Annotated in this window: 11 protein-coding genes; 4 read left to right on the top strand and 7 right to left on the bottom strand. The window is 57.9% G+C overall.

Annotation, left to right across the window (positions count from 1 at the left end; all coding sequences use genetic code 11):
• Positions 1 to 278 precede the first annotated feature (278 nt).
• Both M2407_RS13025 and M2407_RS13020 read left to right on the top strand, forming a co-directional pair.
• Positions 279 to 1,955: a ShlB/FhaC/HecB family hemolysin secretion/activation protein gene (locus M2407_RS13025; RefSeq protein WP_259218382.1), complete on the top strand. Its 1,677-nt coding sequence runs from the start codon at positions 279 to 281 to the stop codon at positions 1,953 to 1,955.
• A gap of 45 nt (positions 1,956 to 2,000) precedes the next feature.
• Positions 2,001 to 6,848, top strand: a complete 4,848-nt coding sequence (locus M2407_RS13020; protein WP_259218381.1) for a hemagglutinin repeat-containing protein — start codon at positions 2,001 to 2,003, stop codon at positions 6,846 to 6,848.
• 36 nt (positions 6,849 to 6,884) lie between these two features.
• On the opposite strand, the gene M2407_RS13015 is transcribed toward M2407_RS13020, so the two are convergent.
• The 6 genes from M2407_RS13015 to M2407_RS12990 form a co-directional block, all read right to left on the bottom strand.
• Positions 6,885 to 8,534 carry a Na/Pi cotransporter family protein gene (locus M2407_RS13015; protein ID WP_041415041.1) on the bottom strand — a complete coding sequence of 550 codons (1,650 nt, stop codon included), beginning with the start codon at positions 8,532 to 8,534 and terminating at the stop codon, positions 6,885 to 6,887.
• Between the two features lie 161 nt (positions 8,535 to 8,695).
• On the bottom strand, positions 8,696 to 9,688 hold the full coding sequence (locus M2407_RS13010) for an ABC transporter ATP-binding protein (protein ID WP_020837192.1): 993 nt from the start codon (positions 9,686 to 9,688) through the stop codon (positions 8,696 to 8,698).
• Positions 9,689 to 9,692: 4 nt separating this feature from the next.
• Positions 9,693 to 10,478: an ABC transporter permease gene (locus tag M2407_RS13005; protein WP_020837193.1), complete on the bottom strand. Its 786-nt coding sequence runs from the start codon at positions 10,476 to 10,478 to the stop codon at positions 9,693 to 9,695.
• 17 nt (positions 10,479 to 10,495) lie between these two features.
• Entirely contained in the window at positions 10,496 to 11,335 is an 840-nt protein-coding gene (locus tag M2407_RS13000; protein WP_020837194.1) for an ABC transporter permease subunit, read from the bottom strand.
• A gap of 9 nt (positions 11,336 to 11,344) precedes the next feature.
• Positions 11,345 to 12,142 carry an alkaline phosphatase family protein gene (locus tag M2407_RS12995; RefSeq protein WP_044553841.1) on the bottom strand — a complete coding sequence of 266 codons (798 nt, stop codon included), beginning with the start codon at positions 12,140 to 12,142 and terminating at the stop codon, positions 11,345 to 11,347.
• Positions 12,143 to 12,153: 11 nt separating this feature from the next.
• Positions 12,154 to 13,215, bottom strand: a complete 1,062-nt coding sequence (locus tag M2407_RS12990; RefSeq protein WP_020837196.1) for an ABC transporter substrate-binding protein — start codon at positions 13,213 to 13,215, stop codon at positions 12,154 to 12,156.
• Between the two features lie 193 nt (positions 13,216 to 13,408).
• Between M2407_RS12990 and M2407_RS12985 the strand changes: the two genes are divergently transcribed.
• Positions 13,409 to 14,119 (top strand): UTRA domain-containing protein, encoded by a 711-nt coding sequence (locus tag M2407_RS12985; protein WP_259218380.1) that lies wholly within the window; start codon positions 13,409 to 13,411, stop codon positions 14,117 to 14,119.
• 36 nt (positions 14,120 to 14,155) lie between these two features.
• Here the strand turns inward: M2407_RS12985 and metH are convergent, their stop codons facing one another.
• On the bottom strand, positions 14,156 to 17,836 hold the full coding sequence (metH, locus tag M2407_RS12980; protein WP_130015876.1) for a methionine synthase: 3,681 nt from the start codon (positions 17,834 to 17,836) through the stop codon (positions 14,156 to 14,158).
• 363 nt (positions 17,837 to 18,199) lie between these two features.
• On the opposite strand from metH, the gene iclR reads away from it, so the two are divergent.
• Entirely contained in the window at positions 18,200 to 19,030 is an 831-nt protein-coding gene (gene iclR, locus M2407_RS12975; RefSeq protein ID WP_020837199.1) for a glyoxylate bypass operon transcriptional repressor IclR, read from the top strand.
• Positions 19,031 to 19,063: the final 33 nt, after the last annotated feature.

The raw sequence follows: 19,063 nt of genomic DNA, 5'->3' as shown, positions 1-19,063 counted from the left end.
CTGCCGATAACCGCCTATAACGACGAGAGCGGAAAAGTCCAATTAATTTACTTTTTTAATTACCTCATTATGAGTAATTGAAGGGTAATAATTAAAAATATAAACAAGCAGCCTAATTATTATTTAGAAAAATAAAACCCACCTTCTTATTTTCCACTGGCGAATAAGAACCCCGCAATGTGATTGTCGCTCGCGATTCCGGGCCGGCCGTTGGCCGTCCGTTTATTGACCTCATGGATTGAGCAGGCCGCCCCAGCGGCTTCTCATAATGGATTACAATGATCAGAAAAACCGCCGCCCTGGCGCTGCTGTTTAGCACCGCACTCCCCGCCGCCACCCTGCCGGAAATGGGGGGGTTCTCACCGATGAGCGAATCGCGTCGCGCTTTGCAAGACGGTACGCGTGAAGTGAATCAACAAATAGAGCAGCGGCGCTACCAGCAGCTTAAACAGCAACAGTTGCTGGAAGACCCCGAACCCGCTGCACCGGCACTGCCACTTTCGGCTCAATGCCTGCCGATCGGCGGCGTGTATCTACAGGGGATAACGCTGCTGTCGGCGAAAGATTTGGCAACGCTGAGTGCACTGCCAGAGCACTGCATCAGCAGCAACGACATCAATCGCCTGACGCGTGAATTGACCCGCTTATACCTGGATAAAGGTTATATCACCGCACGCGTGCAATTTATTCGCCCCAATGCCGAGGGTGAATTAGGCCTGCGTGTCACAGAAGGATTTATCGAAAAAATAGAGGGGGGCGATCGTTGGGTTAACAGCCAATTATTATTCCCTGGATTGGAAGGTCAGCCATTAAAATTAACCCAGCTCGATCAGGGATTAGATCAGGCCAATCGTTTGCAATCGAATAAAACCCGATTGGATATATTGCCGGGCAGCAAAGTGGGCGCCTCCATTATTCGGCTGCATAATCAACATACTAAACCCTGGTTGCTGTCCGCCACTGTGGATAATTACGGCCAGAAGAATACCGGCCAGTGGCTGGCACGCAGCACAGCAACGCTGGACAGCCCTTTCGGCCTGTCGGACTTCGCCAGCCTGAACGTTGCCGGCACGCTGGACAACCCGGCGCAACGCTATAATCGCGCCTATACCCTGCTCTATTCCCTGCCCTACGGCGCTTTCACCTTCAGCGGCTTTGCCAGCTACTCGCAATACCTGAACCACCAGCAGTTGGTGTTCAACAGCTACAAACTGCACGGCCAGACCCAACAGTACGGTCTGCGCGGCGACTATGTGTTTTATCGCGATCGCGACCAGATCAATACCCTGAACGGGCAACTGACCCATAAGCGCATCACTAACTATTTCGAAACCGTACGTATTGGCCTCGGCAGCCCAACGCTCAGCTTGTTTGAGCTGGGCGTTAACCATCTGCAGATCCTGCCTACCGGGCTGATCAGCGCCAACCTCAGCGTAGAGCAAGGGTTGCCCTGGTTTGGCGCCGACCGTCAAGGGGGGGCCGGGCTGCCCGATCCCCAATTCACCAAGGGCAAGCTGTTCGCCAATCTCAACCAACGCCTCCAGCTTGCCGGTGCCACTTACCAGTTGAGCAACTTGCTGTACGGGCAATATAGCCGCGATCGCCTGCCTGGCGTGGAATGGCTCAGCTTGACGGACCGCAGCGCGATCCGGGGTTTCAGCCGCAGCACGCTGTCCGGTGATAACGGCTGGTATCTGCAAAACACCCTTTCCCGCAGCTTCACCCTGGGCCAGAGCAGCCTCACTCCACGTATCGGCGGCGACGTCGGCCGGGTGCTGCCTCGCGATAACCGACCTTCCGGTTGGCAAAGCAGCGCGGGGTTGAGCGCCGGTGTCACCCTGCGTTACCAACGCGCCATGTTCGACGTTGAAGCCAGCCGCGGTTGGCTACTGTCCAGCCACTCAATGCCCGACGATCCGATACAGGTACTGGCACGCTTTTCGTACACCTTTTAGTTTGCGTTTTTATGCACTACCACAGCGATATATGGAGATACATGGATGAAAAATAATAACTTCAGGCTCTCGGGAGCGGGCAAGTTAGCCGCTTCACTGGCGATCATTCTCGCCTCCCTCGGCAGCGCGTACGCCGGCGAGATCGTAGCGGCCAACGGCGCTAACGGGCCCGGTGTTTCAACTGCCGGTAACGGCGCACAGGTGGTCAATATCGTGACGCCTAACGACCACGGGCTGTCACATAACCAGTATCAGGATTTCAACGTCAACCAACCCGGCGCGGTGCTGAATAACTCGCTCGATGCCGGGCGGTCTCAGTTGGCCGGCCAACTGGCTGCCAACCCGAACCTGAACAACCAGGCGGCCAGCGTGATCCTCAATGAAGTGATCAGCCGCAACCCGTCGCTGTTGCACGGACAGCAAGAAATCTTCGGCATGGCGGCCGACTACGTGTTGGCTAACCCGAACGGCATCAGTTGCGACGGCTGCGGCTTTATCAATACCAGCCGCTCGTCGCTGGTGGTGGGTAACCCCCTGGTGGAAAACGGCATGCTGCAGGGCTACAGCACGTTGGGCAATCGCAACACCCTGAGCCTTGATGGCCGGCTGAACGCCAGCGGCGTGCTGGATTTGATCGCGCCGAGAATCAACAGCCGCGGCGAGGTCATCGTCGCACCGCTGTACGATAAAAAAAGCGATAAAATGATCTCGGCGATCAACGCCATCAGCGGCAACAATCGCGTATCGCGCGATGCACAGGTGCTCAGCAGCGAACAACCTGAGCTCACAGTCTGGGACCAGTTATTAGGCACCACGGACAGCTACTATCTTGGCAGCATGCAGGCAGGGCGCATTAATATCATCCATACCGTCACCGGCAGCGGCGTAAAGCTGGCGGGCAAGCTGGATGGCAGCGACGAAATCCGGGTGAAAGCTTACAACATCCGCACCGACAGCCAGGTCAACGACAGCAGCAGCAACCGCAATAGCGGCGAGAATTACCAAAACTACCGCGGCGGGATCTACATCAACGACCGCAGCACCGGTCAGCAACTGGCCCGCACCGAACTGAAAGGCAAAAATATCAGCCTGGTGGCCGATAACAGCAACCACCTGACCGCCACCGACGTTCGTGGCGAAGAGATCACGCTGCAAGGCGCCAGCCTGACGCTCGACGGTCGGCAACTGAAGCAGACTCAGGGCCACACCGATGAGCAGTGGTTCTACAGTTGGAAATACAACGTCACCCGTGAGAATGAGCAGCTTCAACAGGCCACCAGCAACATTGAGGCCACGAAAAATGCCACGCTGACCGCCACCGAGCAGGATGTGACGCTGCGTGGCGCCAAGGTTTCGGCGGGCAATACATTGAACATCGACGCCAAGCGCGACGTGCAGCTCAGCGGATTGATCGAGCGAGAAAAAACCAGCGAGCGCGGTAATCAGCGCAACCATACCTCCAGCCTGCGTACCGGCAGCTGGAGCAACAGCAATGAAACCGAAATCCTGAAGTCCAGCAGCGTCTTCTCCGGCGGTGATTTGGCGATAAAAGCCGGTAATCGCGTCGTAGGCCAGGGAACCAAAGTGTACGCGTCAGGCGATCTCAAGGTGGATGCCAACGACCAAATCAATATCGGCGTACAAAAAACCGCCAATGAGAAAACCGTTCGCGACAATAAAACCTCATGGGGCGGTATCGGCGGCGGCAACAACCAGGACAACAGCAACCGTCGCGAAGTCAGCAACGCTTCTCAGGTGACGGCCGACGGCACCCTGTGGCTGAACGGCAAACAGGGCGTGACCATTACCGGCAGCACCGTGAAGGGCGCCAAAGGCGGTTTTGTCGCCGCCACCGACGGCGGTCTGCGGATCGATAACGCCCTCAGCACCACGGTTGACAAGGTGGATGCCCGTACCGGCACCGTCTTCAATATCACCAGCAGCTCGCAAAAGTCCAATAACAGCCACCAACAGTCCACCGCCAGCGAATTGGTTTCCGATACCAACCTGCAGTTGGTCAGCAAAAAGGATACCGACGTGGTGGGCAGCAAGGTGACCAGCACCGGTAAGCTGGAAGTCAATGCCGGCGGTAATATCAATGTCAGCAGCGGAGAACAGCAGCAGCACATTGATGAGCAAAAAACTGCCCTTGCCATCAACGGCTATGCCAACGAGAAAAGCGACAAGCAATACCGTGCCGGTTTACGTATTGAGCATACCAGCGACAGCGAGAAAACCACCCGCAGCGAACAACAGTCATCAACGCTGAGCGGCGGCAGCGTCGCGCTGAAAGCAGACAAGGACGTGACCTTCAGCGGATCCAAACTGGTGACCACCCAGGGTGACGCCAGCATCAGCGGCGACAACGTGGCCTTCCTGGCAGCCGACAACAAGACCACCAGCGATACCGAAAAAACCAAAATCGGCGGCGGAGTCTACTACACCGGCGGCATAGATAAAGTTGGCTCCGGCATTGAAGGCGGTTACGAGAACAGCAAGACGCACTCACAAAGCAGCAAGGCGGTGACTTCCGGCAGCGATATCGCGGGCAATCTGACGATTAATGCCAAAGACAAACTGACCCAGCAAGGTGCGCAGCACCAGGTTGGCGGCAAATATCAGGAGAATGCCAACAGCGTTGATCACCTGGCCGCCGTCAACAGCGAAAGCAGCAACACCACTAAAACCGACGTCGGCGTAGACATCGGTGCCAACGTCGATTACAGCGCCGTCACCCGCCCGGTAGAACGTGCGGTAGGGAAAGTCGCCAAGCTGGACGCCAACGGCGTGATTAACGAGATCGGCGGCATCGGCGCACCGAATATCGGGCTGGATATTGGCGCCAATGGCGGCAGCAGCGAAAAGAGCAATAGCAGCTCCCAAGCCGTAGTCAGCAAGATTACCGCCGGATCCATCGACGTAAAAGCCAGCGGAAAATTGCAGGATACTGGAACACAGTATCAGGCGACTCAAGGGAGCGTAGCGCTGACAGCCGATAGCCACCACAGTGAAGCGGCGAAAAACAGCCAGCAGGAAAGCAGCAGCGAAACCCGCGGCGGCGCCAGCGTGCGCGTTTATACCACCACCGGCAGCGATCTGACCGTCGATGCCAAAGGCGAAGGCGGCAATAAGCACAGCGAAAGCACCGGCAGCCAGGCCGTGACCGGTAGCATCACCGCCGCCAATGGCATCGACATCAAGGTCAAGCAAGACGCGGTGTATCAGGGTACTTCGTTGGAGGCCGGCGACGGCAAGGCGAAGGTAAAAGCGGAAGACGGCAACATCCGTTTCGACCAGGCCACCGATACCAGCCATGAAAGCCACAACGGCTTCAATGTCAAAGTGTCGGCCAAAGGCGGCACCACACCGGAAACCAAAAGCTTCGGCCTTGGGCTGGGTGGCGGCTACAGCAACGGGAAGAGTGACGGCAGCAGCGCGCAAGTCAGCAACATCGGCGGCAAACAGGGCGTAGAACTGGATGCCGGCCGTGGGCTGACACTGCAAGGCAGTAATGTCACCAGCCAGGGCGACGTTTCGCTGAAAGCGGGAGACAAGGTCGCGCTTCAGGCAGCCCAATCGCAGCAGACCCGCAAGGACGATACGCTCTCCGGCAATATCGATATCGGCGGCAACAGCACCGATAACGACAAAAAGAGCGCGGGCGGCCTTTCTCTCGGCGGCGCGTTTGACATTGCCAAGGTAGATGAGACCTCGACGACCCAGCAAGGTGGCAAAATCACCAGCGGCGGCGCGGTAACCATTACCGCCAAAGGCAACGATGCGCATGCCCTGCATCTGCAGGGAACCGAGGTCAAGGGCAGCAGCGTTGGCCTGAACGCCGAGAACGGCGGCGTGGTGCTGGAGTCGGTGCAAAACCAGGAGCAGAAAAACAACTGGAACCTGGGGCTGAAGGCTAACGCCAAAGGCGGCCAATCCTTCAATAAGGACGCCAACGGCAAGGTGGATACCACCAGCGGCAGCGACACCCATACCCTGGGCGCCGGTGTGAAAGTCGGTGTGGATAACCTGCAAAAAACCACTCAGGGCAACAGCCTGATTAGCGCAGGAGAAGTCACGATCAACAGTGGTAAAGACACCCAGTTGGCCGGCGCCCGAATCGATGCCGACAGCGTGCAAGGCAACATCGGTGGCGATCTGCGCGTCGAAAGTCGCAAAGACAGCGAAAGCAGCGTGAAGGTCGATGTGGATGTCGGTCTGAGCCACACCAACGACCCGGCCAGCAGCATAACCAGCAAACTGTCGAAAGTGGGTACCCCGCACTACGCGGGTAAGGTGAAGGAGAAGCTGGAGGGCGGCATCAACAAGGTCGCTGACGCCACCACCGACAAGTACAACAGCGTAGCTCGTCGCCTCGATCCGAAGCAGGACACCACCGGCGCGGTCAGCTTCAGCAAGGCCGAGGGTAAGGTCACTCTGCCGGAAACGCTTGCCGGCGAAAAAGAAAAGGGGCCACTGTGGGATCGCGGCGCTCGCTTCCTGGGCAACAAATCCAAAGAGAGCCTGACCGGTCCTGCCGGGCTGCAAGGCCAGTTCAAGGTCAAGGCCGACGTAGTCAATAACGATGCGGTAGGCGTGCAGTCGGCCATCAATGGGAAAAATGACGTTGCGCTCAACGTTCAGGGCACCACTCGTCTCACTGGCGGCGAGATCCGCAGCCAGCAAGGTGAAGTGACGCTGGGTAACGGTAAACTGGAACAGCAGGACGTGGCCGGCAACCGCTATCAGGGTGGCGGTCATCTTGATGCCGCTGCCTCGGCAGGCGCACTGCTGGGCATCGCCGGTAAAAGCGTGGTGAACCTGGAGACACCGGTAGGCGGTTATATCAATAACCAGGCCGCCGATGCCAAAGCGGGGGTCTTTTCGGGTAAATAATTGAGGTACTGCCCCCGGCCACGCCGGGGGCATGACTTACAGCGTGCTGGGCGTATCCTCCCACTCACGCTCATCATCCTTTTCATCTTGATCCAGCACGTTATATGCCACCGCACAGAACAGTGAGTTCAGGCGTTTCATATCCCCCAACAGCCCCAGGTGCAGCGAGCTGGTTTCAATACTTTGAACGTTCTGCTGATGCAAGCGATCAACGTGCGCATGGGCGTAACGACGATCCAAAATCCGGAACCGATGCTTGGAGCGCCGCAGCCGTTTGGCGCTGGTAAGGTCACCGGACAAGAACACCGACAGTCCCAGACGCAGATTGCCTATCAGCCGCTCATGCAACGCATCCAGTTCGGCCAGCCCTTCGGTGGAGAATGCTCGCCGCGCCGCGTGTGATTTCGCCCCCACGTCCCCGGCCATGCGCTCGATAATGTCACCCGCCTGTTCCAGATTCAGCGCCATCTCGATGATTTCCGCCCAGCGCCGAGAGTCTTCCTCGCCTAAATCCTCTTTCTGGATCTGCGCCAGATACAGCTTGATGGCGGTATAAAGCACGTCGACGTCATCATCCAGCCGGCGAACCTCTTTATCCTGCCCCTGCTTACCGTGCAGCACTTCGCGCTGCAGAATCATCATGTGCTCCACCACGTCGCCCATACGTAGGGTTTCACGTGCCGCGTTGGCCAATGCCAGCGTCGGGGTATCCAGTGCACTGGCATCAAGGTGCCGCGGTCGCAATCGGGGATCGTCCGCCGCCACGTCGGCAATCAGCGTTTCACACAGGCGCGCCATCGGCCCGGCCAACGGGATCAGCACCAGGCAACGGATCAGGTTGTAGAACACGTGGAAGTAGATAACCAACTCTTCGTTACCGCCAGGCAACCGAGTCATCACGTCCGCCAGATAAGAGACAAACGGCAGCACCAGCACACAGCCCATCAGCTTGAACAACAGGCTGCCGAGCGCCACCCGACGACCGGCGGCATTCTGGCCGCTGGTGTTGATCATCGCCAACAGACCGCTGCCAAGATTGGCACCGATCACCAGGCACAGCGCCACCTTCAGCGAGATCACCCCGGAGGCGGTCAGAGTGGCAGTCAACAGTACGGCCGCCAGGCTGGAATAGCTGACAATGGCGAACAGCGCACCGGTCAGGGCATCCAGCATCACATCACCGGTCAGTGACGAGAACAACACTTTCACACCCGCCGCCTGGGTGATTGGCGTCGCGGCGGCAACAATCAGCTCCAGCGCCAGTACGATCAGCCCGAGGCCGATACACACGCGCCCCATTTGCCCTACACGGGTTTGCTTGCGGCTGAGAAACAGGAAGACGCCGACCAGGATCAGCAGCGGTGACAGCCAGGAGAGGTCAAAGGTCAGTATTCGCGCCATCAGCGCGGTACCGACATCGGCGCCGAGCATGATCACCAGTGCGGGCGTCAGTCCCACCAGCCCTTGCGCGACGAAAGAGGTCACCAGCAACGCCGTGGCATTACTGCTTTGCACCAGCGCGGTCACGCCGATACCGGAGACGAACGCCAGCGGTTTTTTCTCTACGCTGTCGCTCAATACCCGGCGCAAATTAGCGCCGTAAACCCGCATAATTCCGGTGCGCACGATGTGGGTACCCCACACCAAAAGGGCAACGGAAGAAAGCAGGTGAAGAAGGGTCAACACGGAAGGAACGCTCCCTTCACGCCCGGCAAGACACAGCAGGCTATCCTGCCTGCCAGGCGTGCATAAAGGCAGGACAGCGGCAACAGGCTGCAGACCGCTATTGGAGGGTTAACGCAACGGCAGGAATTACCCTGGAGTTATCATTGAATGCCGCAGCGATGTCATGCAACTTCCCGTAATGTAACAGTTTCTAAGTGTAGTCCAATTTCACTGCCGTCGGGCCGCAAATCTTCGACCGAACGGTTGAGCACGTCGACCAGCAGCTCCACACCGCGGGCCAGTACCCGATAGCGCACCACGTTGCCCAACAGGCTGTGGTTAAGGATCACCGCGGCAATCCCCTGCCCGGTAGGCACCAGGGTAATGGACTCTGGTCGAACAGCTACCTTACCGTGGTAAGGGCTGCCGGTCAAAGTCGTCGCCTGTTCCGCACTCAACAGGTTGTAGTTGCCGATGAACCCGGCTGCGAAGACGTCGGCCGGCTGGGTATACAGAGTTTCCGCGTCACCGCTTTGTACGATTTGTCCTTTGTTCATCAAGACGATGCGGTCCGACAGCGTCAGCGCTTCTTCCTGATCGTGGGTAACGAAGATGGCCGTCAGGTTCAGTTCACGCTGGATCCGACGGATCTGTTCGCGCAGGTGCTTACGGATACGCGCGTCCAGTGCCGAAAGGGGCTCGTCGAGCAACAGCAGCCGCGGACGGGTCACCAGCGAACGTGCCAGCGCCACCCGTTGGCACTGTCCACCGGACAGCTGATGCGGATAGCGCTTCGCCAGCTCAGTCAGCTCCACCAACGCCAGCACCTCTTGCACCCGCTGCTGGATCTGACCGGCCGCCAGCTTTTGCATTTTCAGCCCGAACGCGACGTTGCCCTCAACGGTCATGTTCGGGAATAACGCATAGCTCTGGAACACCATGCCGATACCGCGCTTTTGCGGGGGGAGCGGTACCAGATCCTGGCCCTGCAGCAGGATCTGTCCGCTGTCGACCGGGGTAAGCCCCGCCAGACAGCGCAGCAACGTCGATTTACCGCAGCCGCTTGGCCCGAGCAGCGTGACAAACTCGCCCTCCTCGGCGGTGAAGTCGATATTCTGAAACACCTGGGTCTGGCCATAGTGTTTATTGAGGCGGGTGACATTGAGGTAAGCCATGCAGTTAGCCCTTATTTTTATTCAGCAAATTCGCCAACCAGGTGACAATCAGCACCACGGCGAAATAAGAAATGACCAGTGCGCTGGTGAAATGGCCGCTGCCGTTACGCATGTTGTAGAGGTAAACCTGCAGCGTTTCGTATTGGCTGCCCACCAACAGGTTGGCGAAGACGAATTCGCCAATCAGGAAAGAGAACGACAGCAGTACCGCAATCATCCCGCCCTTACGCAGGTTCGGCAGCACCACCAGCAGCGCCGCCTGCCAGGTACTGGCGCCCAGCAGATGTGCGGCGTCCATCAGATCGCGCAGGTTGATCGCCTGCATGTTGTTGCTGATGGCACGGTAAATAAACGGCAGCGTAATGGAAAAATAGCAGCCGATCAGGATCCACGGCGTGCCCAGCAGCGGCAGCGGATCGGCGGCGAACAGCTGCATCAACCCGACCGCCGACACTACCGGCGGCACGGCAAATGGCAGCAGGATCAGCACGTTCATTACCGCATCCAGTTTGGGAAAATAGTAAGCAATCACAAACATCGTTGGCAAAATCACCACCACCGCCAGCACCAGGGTGCCAAAGCAGATCAGCAGCGAGTGCCACAGCGCCAGCAGGAAGCGGGGATCGCTCCATAAGGCCACCAACCATTTCAGGGTAAAGCCGTCCGGCAGAATAGTCGCGCCCCACTGGGTGGCCAGCGCATAAATCAGCGTCGCCGCCAGCGGCAACAGCAGGATCAGCAACAACAGCCCACTTACTACGCGGTGATAACCGGTTTCAAAGCGCGACATGGCCGCCCTCCGCAACATTATGAGCGCGCATTGAGGTAGCTCCTGCGCAACAGCCATTGATGGATCAGAGTAATAAACGCCATCATCACCACCAGCAGCATAGCCAGCGCGCTGGCCAGGTTAGGGTCGAGGGAGATATCCCCCGCGACCAGCGCCGATATGCGGATCGGTATCACGTTGAAATTGCCGGTGGTCAACGCATACACCGTGGCATAAGCCCCCAGTGCGTTGGCCAGCAGGATGACAAAGGTGCCCATCAACGCCGGCGCCAGCACCGGCAAGCCAATATGCCGCCAGTAGCGCCACGGACTGGCGCCAAGCAGCGATGCCGATTCGCGCCAGTCCTCGCGCAGCGCGTCAAACGCCGGGTACAGCAGCAGCACGCCCAGCGGGATCTGGAAGTAGGTATAAAGTACGATCAGTCCGGTTTTGGAATACAGGTTGAAGCTTTCCATCAGGCCATATTTGCGCAGCAGCAGCGTCAGGCAGCCGTTCAATCCCAGCAGAATGACAAAGGCAAACGCCAAGGGGACCCCGGCGAAATTGCTGGTCATGTTGGTAAACGACATCACAAAATCATGAAACCGCGTCTGACCGAGTCTGCGCAGTGAGTAACTGCCCACTAACGCAATCAGCAGCCCATAAACGCTCGACCAAAGAGAGATCTCCAGCGAGAACTGAAACGCCTGCAAATAGAATGGCGAGGTCAGTACGTCAACATAGTTGCCCAGCCCCCAGCCGCTGGTCTGGCTGAAAAAGCTGCTGACGGCAATCCACACCAGCGGCGCAATTTGAAACGCGCCGAACAGCAGGATAAACGGCAGCAGGCACAGCGCGGCAATCCACTTAGCTTTCATGGCTCACCCTTAGGCCAACAGCGCACGGCAACGCGGCTTGTCGTGCGGTATCTGCAGCACTTCGCACAGGGTGCCACACAGGTCGGTTTGCTGCGGATTAGCGTCGCTCTGGCTGAAGGCGTCACCGAAGACAAACAGCGGCACCTGTCGCTCTTCCGGCAACACGCCGCCGTGGCTGCGATCGTCATTCATGCCGTGATCGGCGGTGACCATCACCTGATAACCCGCATTCAGCCAGTCGGCCAAATAGCGCGACAGTACGCCGTCGGCGTTGCGCGCCGCATTGCGGTACTGCGGCGATGACAGGCCAAAGCGGTGCCCGGTGTCGTCAATGTTCATCGGGTGGATCAGCAAGAAATCGGGTTGATGACGGCGGCGCAAGCTTTCCGCATCGTCAAACAGGTGAGAATCCGGGTAACGGTCGTCGTAATAAAAATGGCCGTGCTGGATCGGCAGCTCGGCATCGTCGGTATGGCGATCGCGCGCGGCGTCGAACGGGGTACGATTGTACAGCTCACTGAACCAATGATAGGCCGCTGCCGCGGTAGTCAAGCCCGCGGCGCGAGCGTAGTGAAACACGCTTTGCTGATGCGAGAGGCGTGACACCTGATTATGCACCACGCCACTCTCCACCGGCGGCACACCGGTGAGGATGCATTCGTACAGCGGTCTGGAGAGCGAGGGCAACTCGCTCTCCAACTGATACAACCGTCCGCGCCCTGCCGCACATTCGGCCTGCAGATAGCCCATGGCGTCGTGTGCCACCTGATAATTCAGACCGTCCAGCAGCACGAGGATAGTTTTCATGATGGTTTAACTCACTGCTGCATAAACATAATGACGTTTTCCTGCCACTGGCGCGGCAGCGTTTTGGCACTTTGCTCCCAGGCCGCCGGATCGGCGATCGGGTGAGCATTCTTATACTGTTCTGCCGGCAGCAGCTTGGCTTTGACATCGTCTGGCAACGTCAGGTGTTCCGCTCGGATTGGACGCGCATAGCCGCGCGCCAGGTTGATTTGGCCTGCGTCTGAGAAAATGTATTCGCGTGCCAGCTTGGCGGCATTTGGGTGTTTGGCGTATTTGTTGATAATGGTGGTGTAACCGGAAGTGATAGATCCGTCAGAGGGGATCAGCACTTCAAAGCGGGTTTTGTCGATCTGATCGCGGTAGTTCAAACCGTTAAAGTCCCAAACCACCCCCACCTGCACTTCGCCCTTTTCAAGCGAAGCGATCACCGGGTTGCTCAGGCTCAGGCGCCCGGCCTTGGCCAGCTTGCCGAAGAATTCCAGACCCGGCTTCAGGTTCTTTTCGTTCCCGCCCATCGCGTAGGTTGCCGCCAGCACGCCGCTGGCCGCCTGCGAAGCGGTGCCGACGTCACCAATAGTCACCTGATAAGTGCCCTTCAACAGATCTGCCCAGCTGTGGGGGATCTCTTTCACCTGTTTTTTATTGATAATGAAGGCGATGGTGCCGGTATAGGCCAGTGCCCAGTGGCCGTCCTTGTCTTTGGCCCAGTCAGGTACCTGTTCCCAGGTGGAAGGTTTATACGGCTGGGTCACCCCTTTTTGTACCGCGATAGGGCCGAATGCCGCGCCCACGTCACCAATATCCGCCGTAGCATTGCTCTTTTCCGCATCAAACTTGGCAATTTCCTGCGCCGAACTCATGTCGGTATCGACATGCTTCAGGCCGTACTTGCTCAGCAGATCCTGCCAGGTATCTTTCCAGTTAGCCCAGCTGTCCGGCATGCCGACGCTGTTGACTTCCCCTTCCTTCTTGGCAGCCTGTTCCAGCGCCGCCAGATCGGAATCGGCTGCCCAGCTCATTTGACTGGTCAGGACAATGGCACTGGTTAACACAGAAGCGCACAAACGTTTCATAACTGATGCTCCGGGTGGTAGTGTGGGAGTGGCTGGACTAGTCCAGCAAGAACCAAGCCAATCTAACGGACGAATGTGATAATTATATGTCAGTCTAAAAAAGCAGCGGTTTTATCGCATTTGGCGTGTTCGTCAGCCCTTCGCTGGTCTACCTTTAGCGGGGATAAACGCACTAAAATGGGGCATCTGTTGCATGAGTGAAGTATCGACAACCGTGGCGGCCATCTGCCAGACGCTGAACGCCCGGATCGCCGTGGGGGAGTTCAGCGCCGACGGCAAATTGCCTTCGGAACGTGTTCTGAGCGAACAGTTTTCCACCACCCGTATTACGCTGCAGGAAGCGCTCGGTCAGTTGGAGGCGCAGGGTGTGATCTACCGTCAGGTGAGGCGCGGCTGGTTTATCTCGCCGCCGCGGTTGATCTACAACCCTCTGCAGCGCAGCCACTTCCACGCCATGGCGCAACAGCAAGGGCGTGATGCCCATACCGAAGTGATCGACAGCGCCACCGTGCCGCTGCGCGAAGATCTGAGCCAAAAACTGGCTTTACCGTCCGGTAGCGAGGTCTATCGCATTCGTCGGTTGCGCTACATCGATGGCCGCGCGGTGCTGTATTGCGAGCACTACCTCAACCCGGCCTACTTTGCCGGCATTCTGGAGGAAGATTTAACCCAGTCGCTGACCGGGCTGTATGCCGAACGCTACGGCATTCGCTACGGGCGGGTACGTTTCGATATGCTGCCAACCCTGCTGTCGCAGGAAGCGGCAGCCATGCTGAAGGTCACCTACGGCAGCCCGGCATTGTTCATTACTCGGGTTAACCGCGATCAGCACGATCGGGTGATTGACTGCGATTTGGAATACTGGCGATACGACGCGCTGCACATTGACGTCGAAGCGTTGTAATGACATGGGCGCATTGCTGCGCCCATCAAGAGAGGATCAGTCGGCGTCGTAACCAAGGTTAGGCGCTAACCAGCGCTCAACCTCGCCGACGCTCATGCCTTTGCGCGCCGCATAATCTTCAACCTGATCGCGCTGGATCTGCGCCACCGCGAAATATTTGCTTTGCGGGTGGCTGAAGTACCAACCAGATACCGCCGCCCCCGGCCACATGGCGAAGGACTCAGTCAATTCCATGCCGGTATGACGGTTAACGTCCAGCAGTCGCCAGATCTCCGCTTTCTCGGTGTGCTCCGGACAGGCCGGATACCCCGGCGCCGGACGAATGCCCTGGTAATTTTCGCGGATCAGCTCTTCGTTACTCAGGTTCTCGTCGCTGGCAAAGCCCCAGTGCACCTTGCGCACCTGTTCATGCAGGTACTCGGCGAAAGCCTCCGCCAAACGGTCGGACAGCGCCTTCACCATGATTTTATTGTAATCATCGTGCTGCGCGTCATAGGCCGCCGCCAGTTCATCCTCTTCCAACCCACCGGTCACTGCGAAAGCCCCGAAGTAGTCGGCCTTGCCGCTGCTTTTCGGCGCGACGAAGTCGGCCAGGCAGTAGTTCGGGAAGTCGGTTTTTTCGGTCTGCTGGCGCAGATGGCGGCTGACCACCAGCACCTCATCGCGATTTTCGTCGCGATAAACTTCGACATCGTCACCGACCCGGTTAGCCGGGAACAGGCCATAAACGCCGCGCGGGTTGAGGCTGCCGTTAGCGGCCAGCATATCCAGCATCTGGTTGGCGTCAGCAAACAGCCGCTTGGCTTCTTCCCCCACCACTTCATCTTCCAGAATGCGCGGGTATTTGCCCGCCAGCGACCAGGTCATAAAGAACGGCGTCCAGTCGATGTAATGCCGCAGCGTCTCGATACTGGCTTCGACCGGGTAAACGCCCAGTTGCTTCGGTACCGGTGGCTGATAATTTTCCCAGTCCAGCACCATGGCATTCGCGCGCGCTTTCTGCAGGTCAACCGGCGGAGTTCGCGGTTTCTTGCGTGCGTGCTGAATGCGGACGGTTTCGTATTCTTTACGGGTTCGCGCCACAAAATCGTCGCGCTGAGCGCTGGAAAGCAATGCCGACACCACGCCCACGGTACGCGAGGCATTTTGTACGTAGGTGGTTGAGCCGCTGTAATTCTGCTCAATCTTCACCGCAGTATGGGCCTTGGAGGTGGTAGCGCCGCCGATCAGCAGCGGCAGGGTAAAGCCCTGACGCTCCATCTCTTTCGCCACGTTGACCATCTCGTCCAACGACGGGGTGATCAGTCCGGACAGGCCGATAATATCCACATTTTGCTCGCGCGCGGTTTTCAGGATTTTCTCCGTCGGCACCATCACGCCCAGATCGACAATTTCATAGTTGTTGCACTGCAGCACCACGCCAACGATATTCTTGCCAATGTCGTGCACGTCGCCCTTCACCGTCGCCAGCAGGATTTTGCCTGCCGTTGAGCCCTTTTGCTTGCTAGCCTCAATGTACGGCTCCAGATAGGCCACCGCCTGTTTCATCACGCGGGCGGATTTCACCACCTGCGGCAGGAACATCTTGCCTTCGCCGAACAGATCGCCGACGACGTTCATGCCCGCCATCAGTGGCCCTTCGATCACTTCGATCGGGCGATCCGCCCTCTGTCGGGCCTCTTCGGTATCGAGCTCGATAAACTCGGTTATGCCTTTTACCAGCGAGTATTCCAGCCGTTTTTCGACCGGCCAGCCGCGCCATTCCGCCTGCTGCACTGCTACTTCATTGTCTTTGCTGCCGCGGTATTTCTCCGCCAGTTCCAGCAGCCGTTCGGTCCCGTCGTCACGACGGTTGAGGATCACGTCTTCCACCGCATCGCGCAGCTCAGCCGTCAGATCGTCGTAGATCGCCAACTGCCCGGCGTTAACGATCCCCATGTCCATGCCGTTGCGGATCGCGTGATACAGGAACACCGCGTGGATCGCTTCGCGTACAGGATCGTTGCCGCGGAATGAAAACGACACGTTGGACACGCCGCCGGAAATCATCGCGTGCGGCAGGTGAGTTTTGATGTCGGCACAGGCTTCGATAAAGTCGACGGCGTAGTTGTTATGCTCTTCAATACCGGTAGCAACGGCGAAAATATTCGGGTCGAAAATAATGTCTTCCGGCGGGAAGCCGACGCGCTCGGTCAGAATTTTATAGGCACGGCGGCAAATCTCGAATTTGCGCTCGCGCGTATCGGCCTGGCCCACTTCGTCAAACGCCATCACCACCACCGCGGCACCGTAACGACGCACCAGCTTGGCATGGTGAATAAAGGCCTCTTCGCCCTCTTTCATCGAGATGGAGTTAACGATGCCTTTGCCCTGAATGCACTTCAGGCCTTTTTCGATCACCGACCATTTGGAGGAGTCGATCATGATCGGCACCCGGGCGATATCCGGCTCACCGGCGATCAGGTTGAGAAAACGCACCATCGCCGCTTCCGCGTCGAGCATCCCCTCATCCATGTTGATGTCGATAATCTGGGCGCCGCTTTCCACCTGCTGGCGAGCAACCGCCAACGCTTCGCTGTATTTCTCTTCTTTGATCAGCCGCTTAAAGCGTGCCGAGCCGGTCACGTTGGTACGCTCACCCACGTTGACGAACAACGTTTTGGCATCGATGTTTAGCGGCTCCAGCCCCGCCAGACGGCAGGCCACCGGGATCTCCGGCAGTTTGCGCGGTGGCACGCCCGCCACGGCCTTGGCCATGGCAGCAATGTGCTCCGGCGTGGTACCGCAGCAGCCACCGATGATATTCAGGAAGCCGGCTTGCGCCCACTCCCCAACCTGCCTCGCCATCTCTTGCGCATCCAGATCGTATTCACCGAACGCATTAGGTAAACCGGCATTGGGGTGTGCAGTGACGTAGCTTTCCGATATACGCGACAGTTCGGCAACGTATTGACGCAGTTCATCCGGCCCCAGCGCACAGTTCAGGCCAAAGCTCAGCGGTTTGACGTGGCGCATCGAGTTATAGAAGGCTTCGGTGGTTTGACCGGACAGGGTTCGGCCGGAAGCATCGGTGATGGTGCCGGAAATCATGATCGGCAGCGAAACGCCCAAGGCTTCGAATTCGGTTTCCACCGCGAAGGCGGCGGCCTTGGCGTTCAGGGTATCGAAGATGGTTTCGATCATGATCAGATCGACACCGCCCTCCACCAGCGCACGCGTCGACTCGCGGTAGGCTTCCACCAGTTCGTCGAAAGAAACGTTACGAAAAGCCGGATCGTTGACGTTCGGCGAAATAGAGGCGGTGCGGTTGGTCGGCCCCAGCACCCCGGCCACATAGCGCGGCTGCTCTGGGGTACGCGCAGTCCATTCGTCTGCGCAGGCACGTGCCAGGCAGGCGGCCTGATAGTTAATCTCGGCGGACAGCGACTCCATATGGTAGTCGGCCATGGCGATGGAGGTGGAGTTGAAGGTATTGGTTTCGAGGATGTCGGCTCCCGCTTCCAGATAGCCGTAGTGAATGGCGGTAATGACCTCGGGCTTGGTCAGCACCAGCAGGTCGTTATTGCCTTTCAGATCGCTTTGCCAGTCGGCAAAACGCTCACCGCGAAAGTCGCTCTCTTCCAGACGGTAGCTTTGGATCATGGTGCCCATGCCGCCGTCCAACACTAAAATTCGCTGCGCTAACTGCCGGCGCAGTTGTTCTACTCGATTCACCACCCCTTATCCCCTTTATCTTTCAAGCCACTGCTATATTGACCCCTATGTAAAATTATCGGGTCACTATGTCACCATCACCCATACCCTAGGGATTTCAAGTTGCGGCTAGGCGCCCAGCCTGTTCATCCTCAGGAGCTTACTAAGGTAAGTGACTGGGGTGAACACGTGCAGGCAACAACGCTGCGGCTTGAAAGACGACGGGTATCGGTCATCCTAGCACAGGTTGTGCCGCTAAAGGGGCGAGCGGTTATTGAGAGTTTTTCAGGTTGTCTGGCAACACATCCGATGAGCTGATTGACGGCTTGCATTTCACACGTAAAAAACGAAAATGAATTCCATCATACGGAAAAAGGAATGTGAATCATGGTCACCCCCGTTCCCGCCAAACGTGGCAAGAAGCCCCGCGCTGCATCTCCAAGCGCCAGTGCGGCAACCGGTCAGGTACAGTCGCTGACCCGTGGCCTGAAATTATTGGAATACATTGCCGAAGCCCAGGGCAACGTGGCGCTGACCGATCTGGCCCAACAGGCGGGGTTACCGAACTCCACCACTCACCGTCTGCTTTCCACCATGCAACAGCAAGGGTTCGTGCGTCAGGTCGGCGATCTGGGTCTGTGGACTATAGGTTCACACGCCTTTGTGGTGGGCAGCAGTTTTCTGCAAAGCCGTAATCTGCTGGCGATGGTGCACCCCACGCTGCGTCGCCTGATGGAAGAGTCTGGCGAAACGGTTAACCTGGCGGTGCTGGATACCAGCGAGTACCAGGCGATAATTATCGACCAGGTGCAATGCACCGCGCTGATGCGCATGTCTGCGCCCATCGGCGGCAAACTGCCGATGCACGCCTCCGGTGCCGGCAAAGCCTTTCTGTCCACCCTGCCGGACGATCAGGTCACCAAATTGCTGCATAAAAAAGGCATGCAAACCTATACCCAGCATACGCTGACGCCGCACAACCTGAAGGAAGGGCTGGCGCAGATCCGCAAGCAGGGTTTCTCGTTTGACGATGAAGAGCATGCGCTGGGTCTGCGCTGCGTGGCGGCCTGCATTTTTGACGAGCACCGCGAAGCCTTCGCTGCCATTTCGATTTCCGGCCCCGTATCGCGCATCACCGACAACCGCGTGATTGAGCTGGGCGCCTTGGTGATCCATGCTGCAAAAGAGATCAGCCTGGAATACGGTGGCGTACGTTAAAGTGGAGCAATGCCGTTGCATTAAACCTTCAAA

The sequence above is a fragment of the Serratia sp. BIGb0234 genome (genome assembly GCF_024809915.1).
GTDB classification, from domain to species: Bacteria; Pseudomonadota; Gammaproteobacteria; order Enterobacterales; family Enterobacteriaceae; genus Serratia; species Serratia liquefaciens.
This window is presented reverse-complemented; position numbering and strand designations above follow the sequence as displayed.

Bases quoted from the DNA above. Each gene is read 5' to 3' on its own strand.
- M2407_RS13025 (WP_259218382.1), top strand. From the start codon at position 279: ATGATCAGAAAAACCGCCGCCCTGGCGCTGCTGTTTAGCACCGCACTC.
- M2407_RS13020 (WP_259218381.1), top strand. From the start codon at position 2,001: ATGAAAAATAATAACTTCAGGCTCTCGGGAGCGGGCAAGTTAGCCGCT.
- M2407_RS13010 (WP_020837192.1), bottom strand. From the start codon at position 9,688: ATGGCTTACCTCAATGTCACCCGCCTCAATAAACACTATGGCCAGACC.
- M2407_RS13005 (WP_020837193.1), bottom strand. From the start codon at position 10,478: ATGTCGCGCTTTGAAACCGGTTATCACCGCGTAGTAAGTGGGCTGTTG.
- M2407_RS13000 (WP_020837194.1), bottom strand. From the start codon at position 11,335: ATGAAAGCTAAGTGGATTGCCGCGCTGTGCCTGCTGCCGTTTATCCTG.
- M2407_RS12995 (WP_044553841.1), bottom strand. From the start codon at position 12,142: ATGAAAACTATCCTCGTGCTGCTGGACGGTCTGAATTATCAGGTGGCA.
- M2407_RS12990 (WP_020837196.1), bottom strand. From the start codon at position 13,215: ATGAAACGTTTGTGCGCTTCTGTGTTAACCAGTGCCATTGTCCTGACC.
- M2407_RS12985 (WP_259218380.1), top strand. From the start codon at position 13,409: ATGAGTGAAGTATCGACAACCGTGGCGGCCATCTGCCAGACGCTGAAC.
- iclR (WP_020837199.1), top strand. From the start codon at position 18,200: ATGGTCACCCCCGTTCCCGCCAAACGTGGCAAGAAGCCCCGCGCTGCA.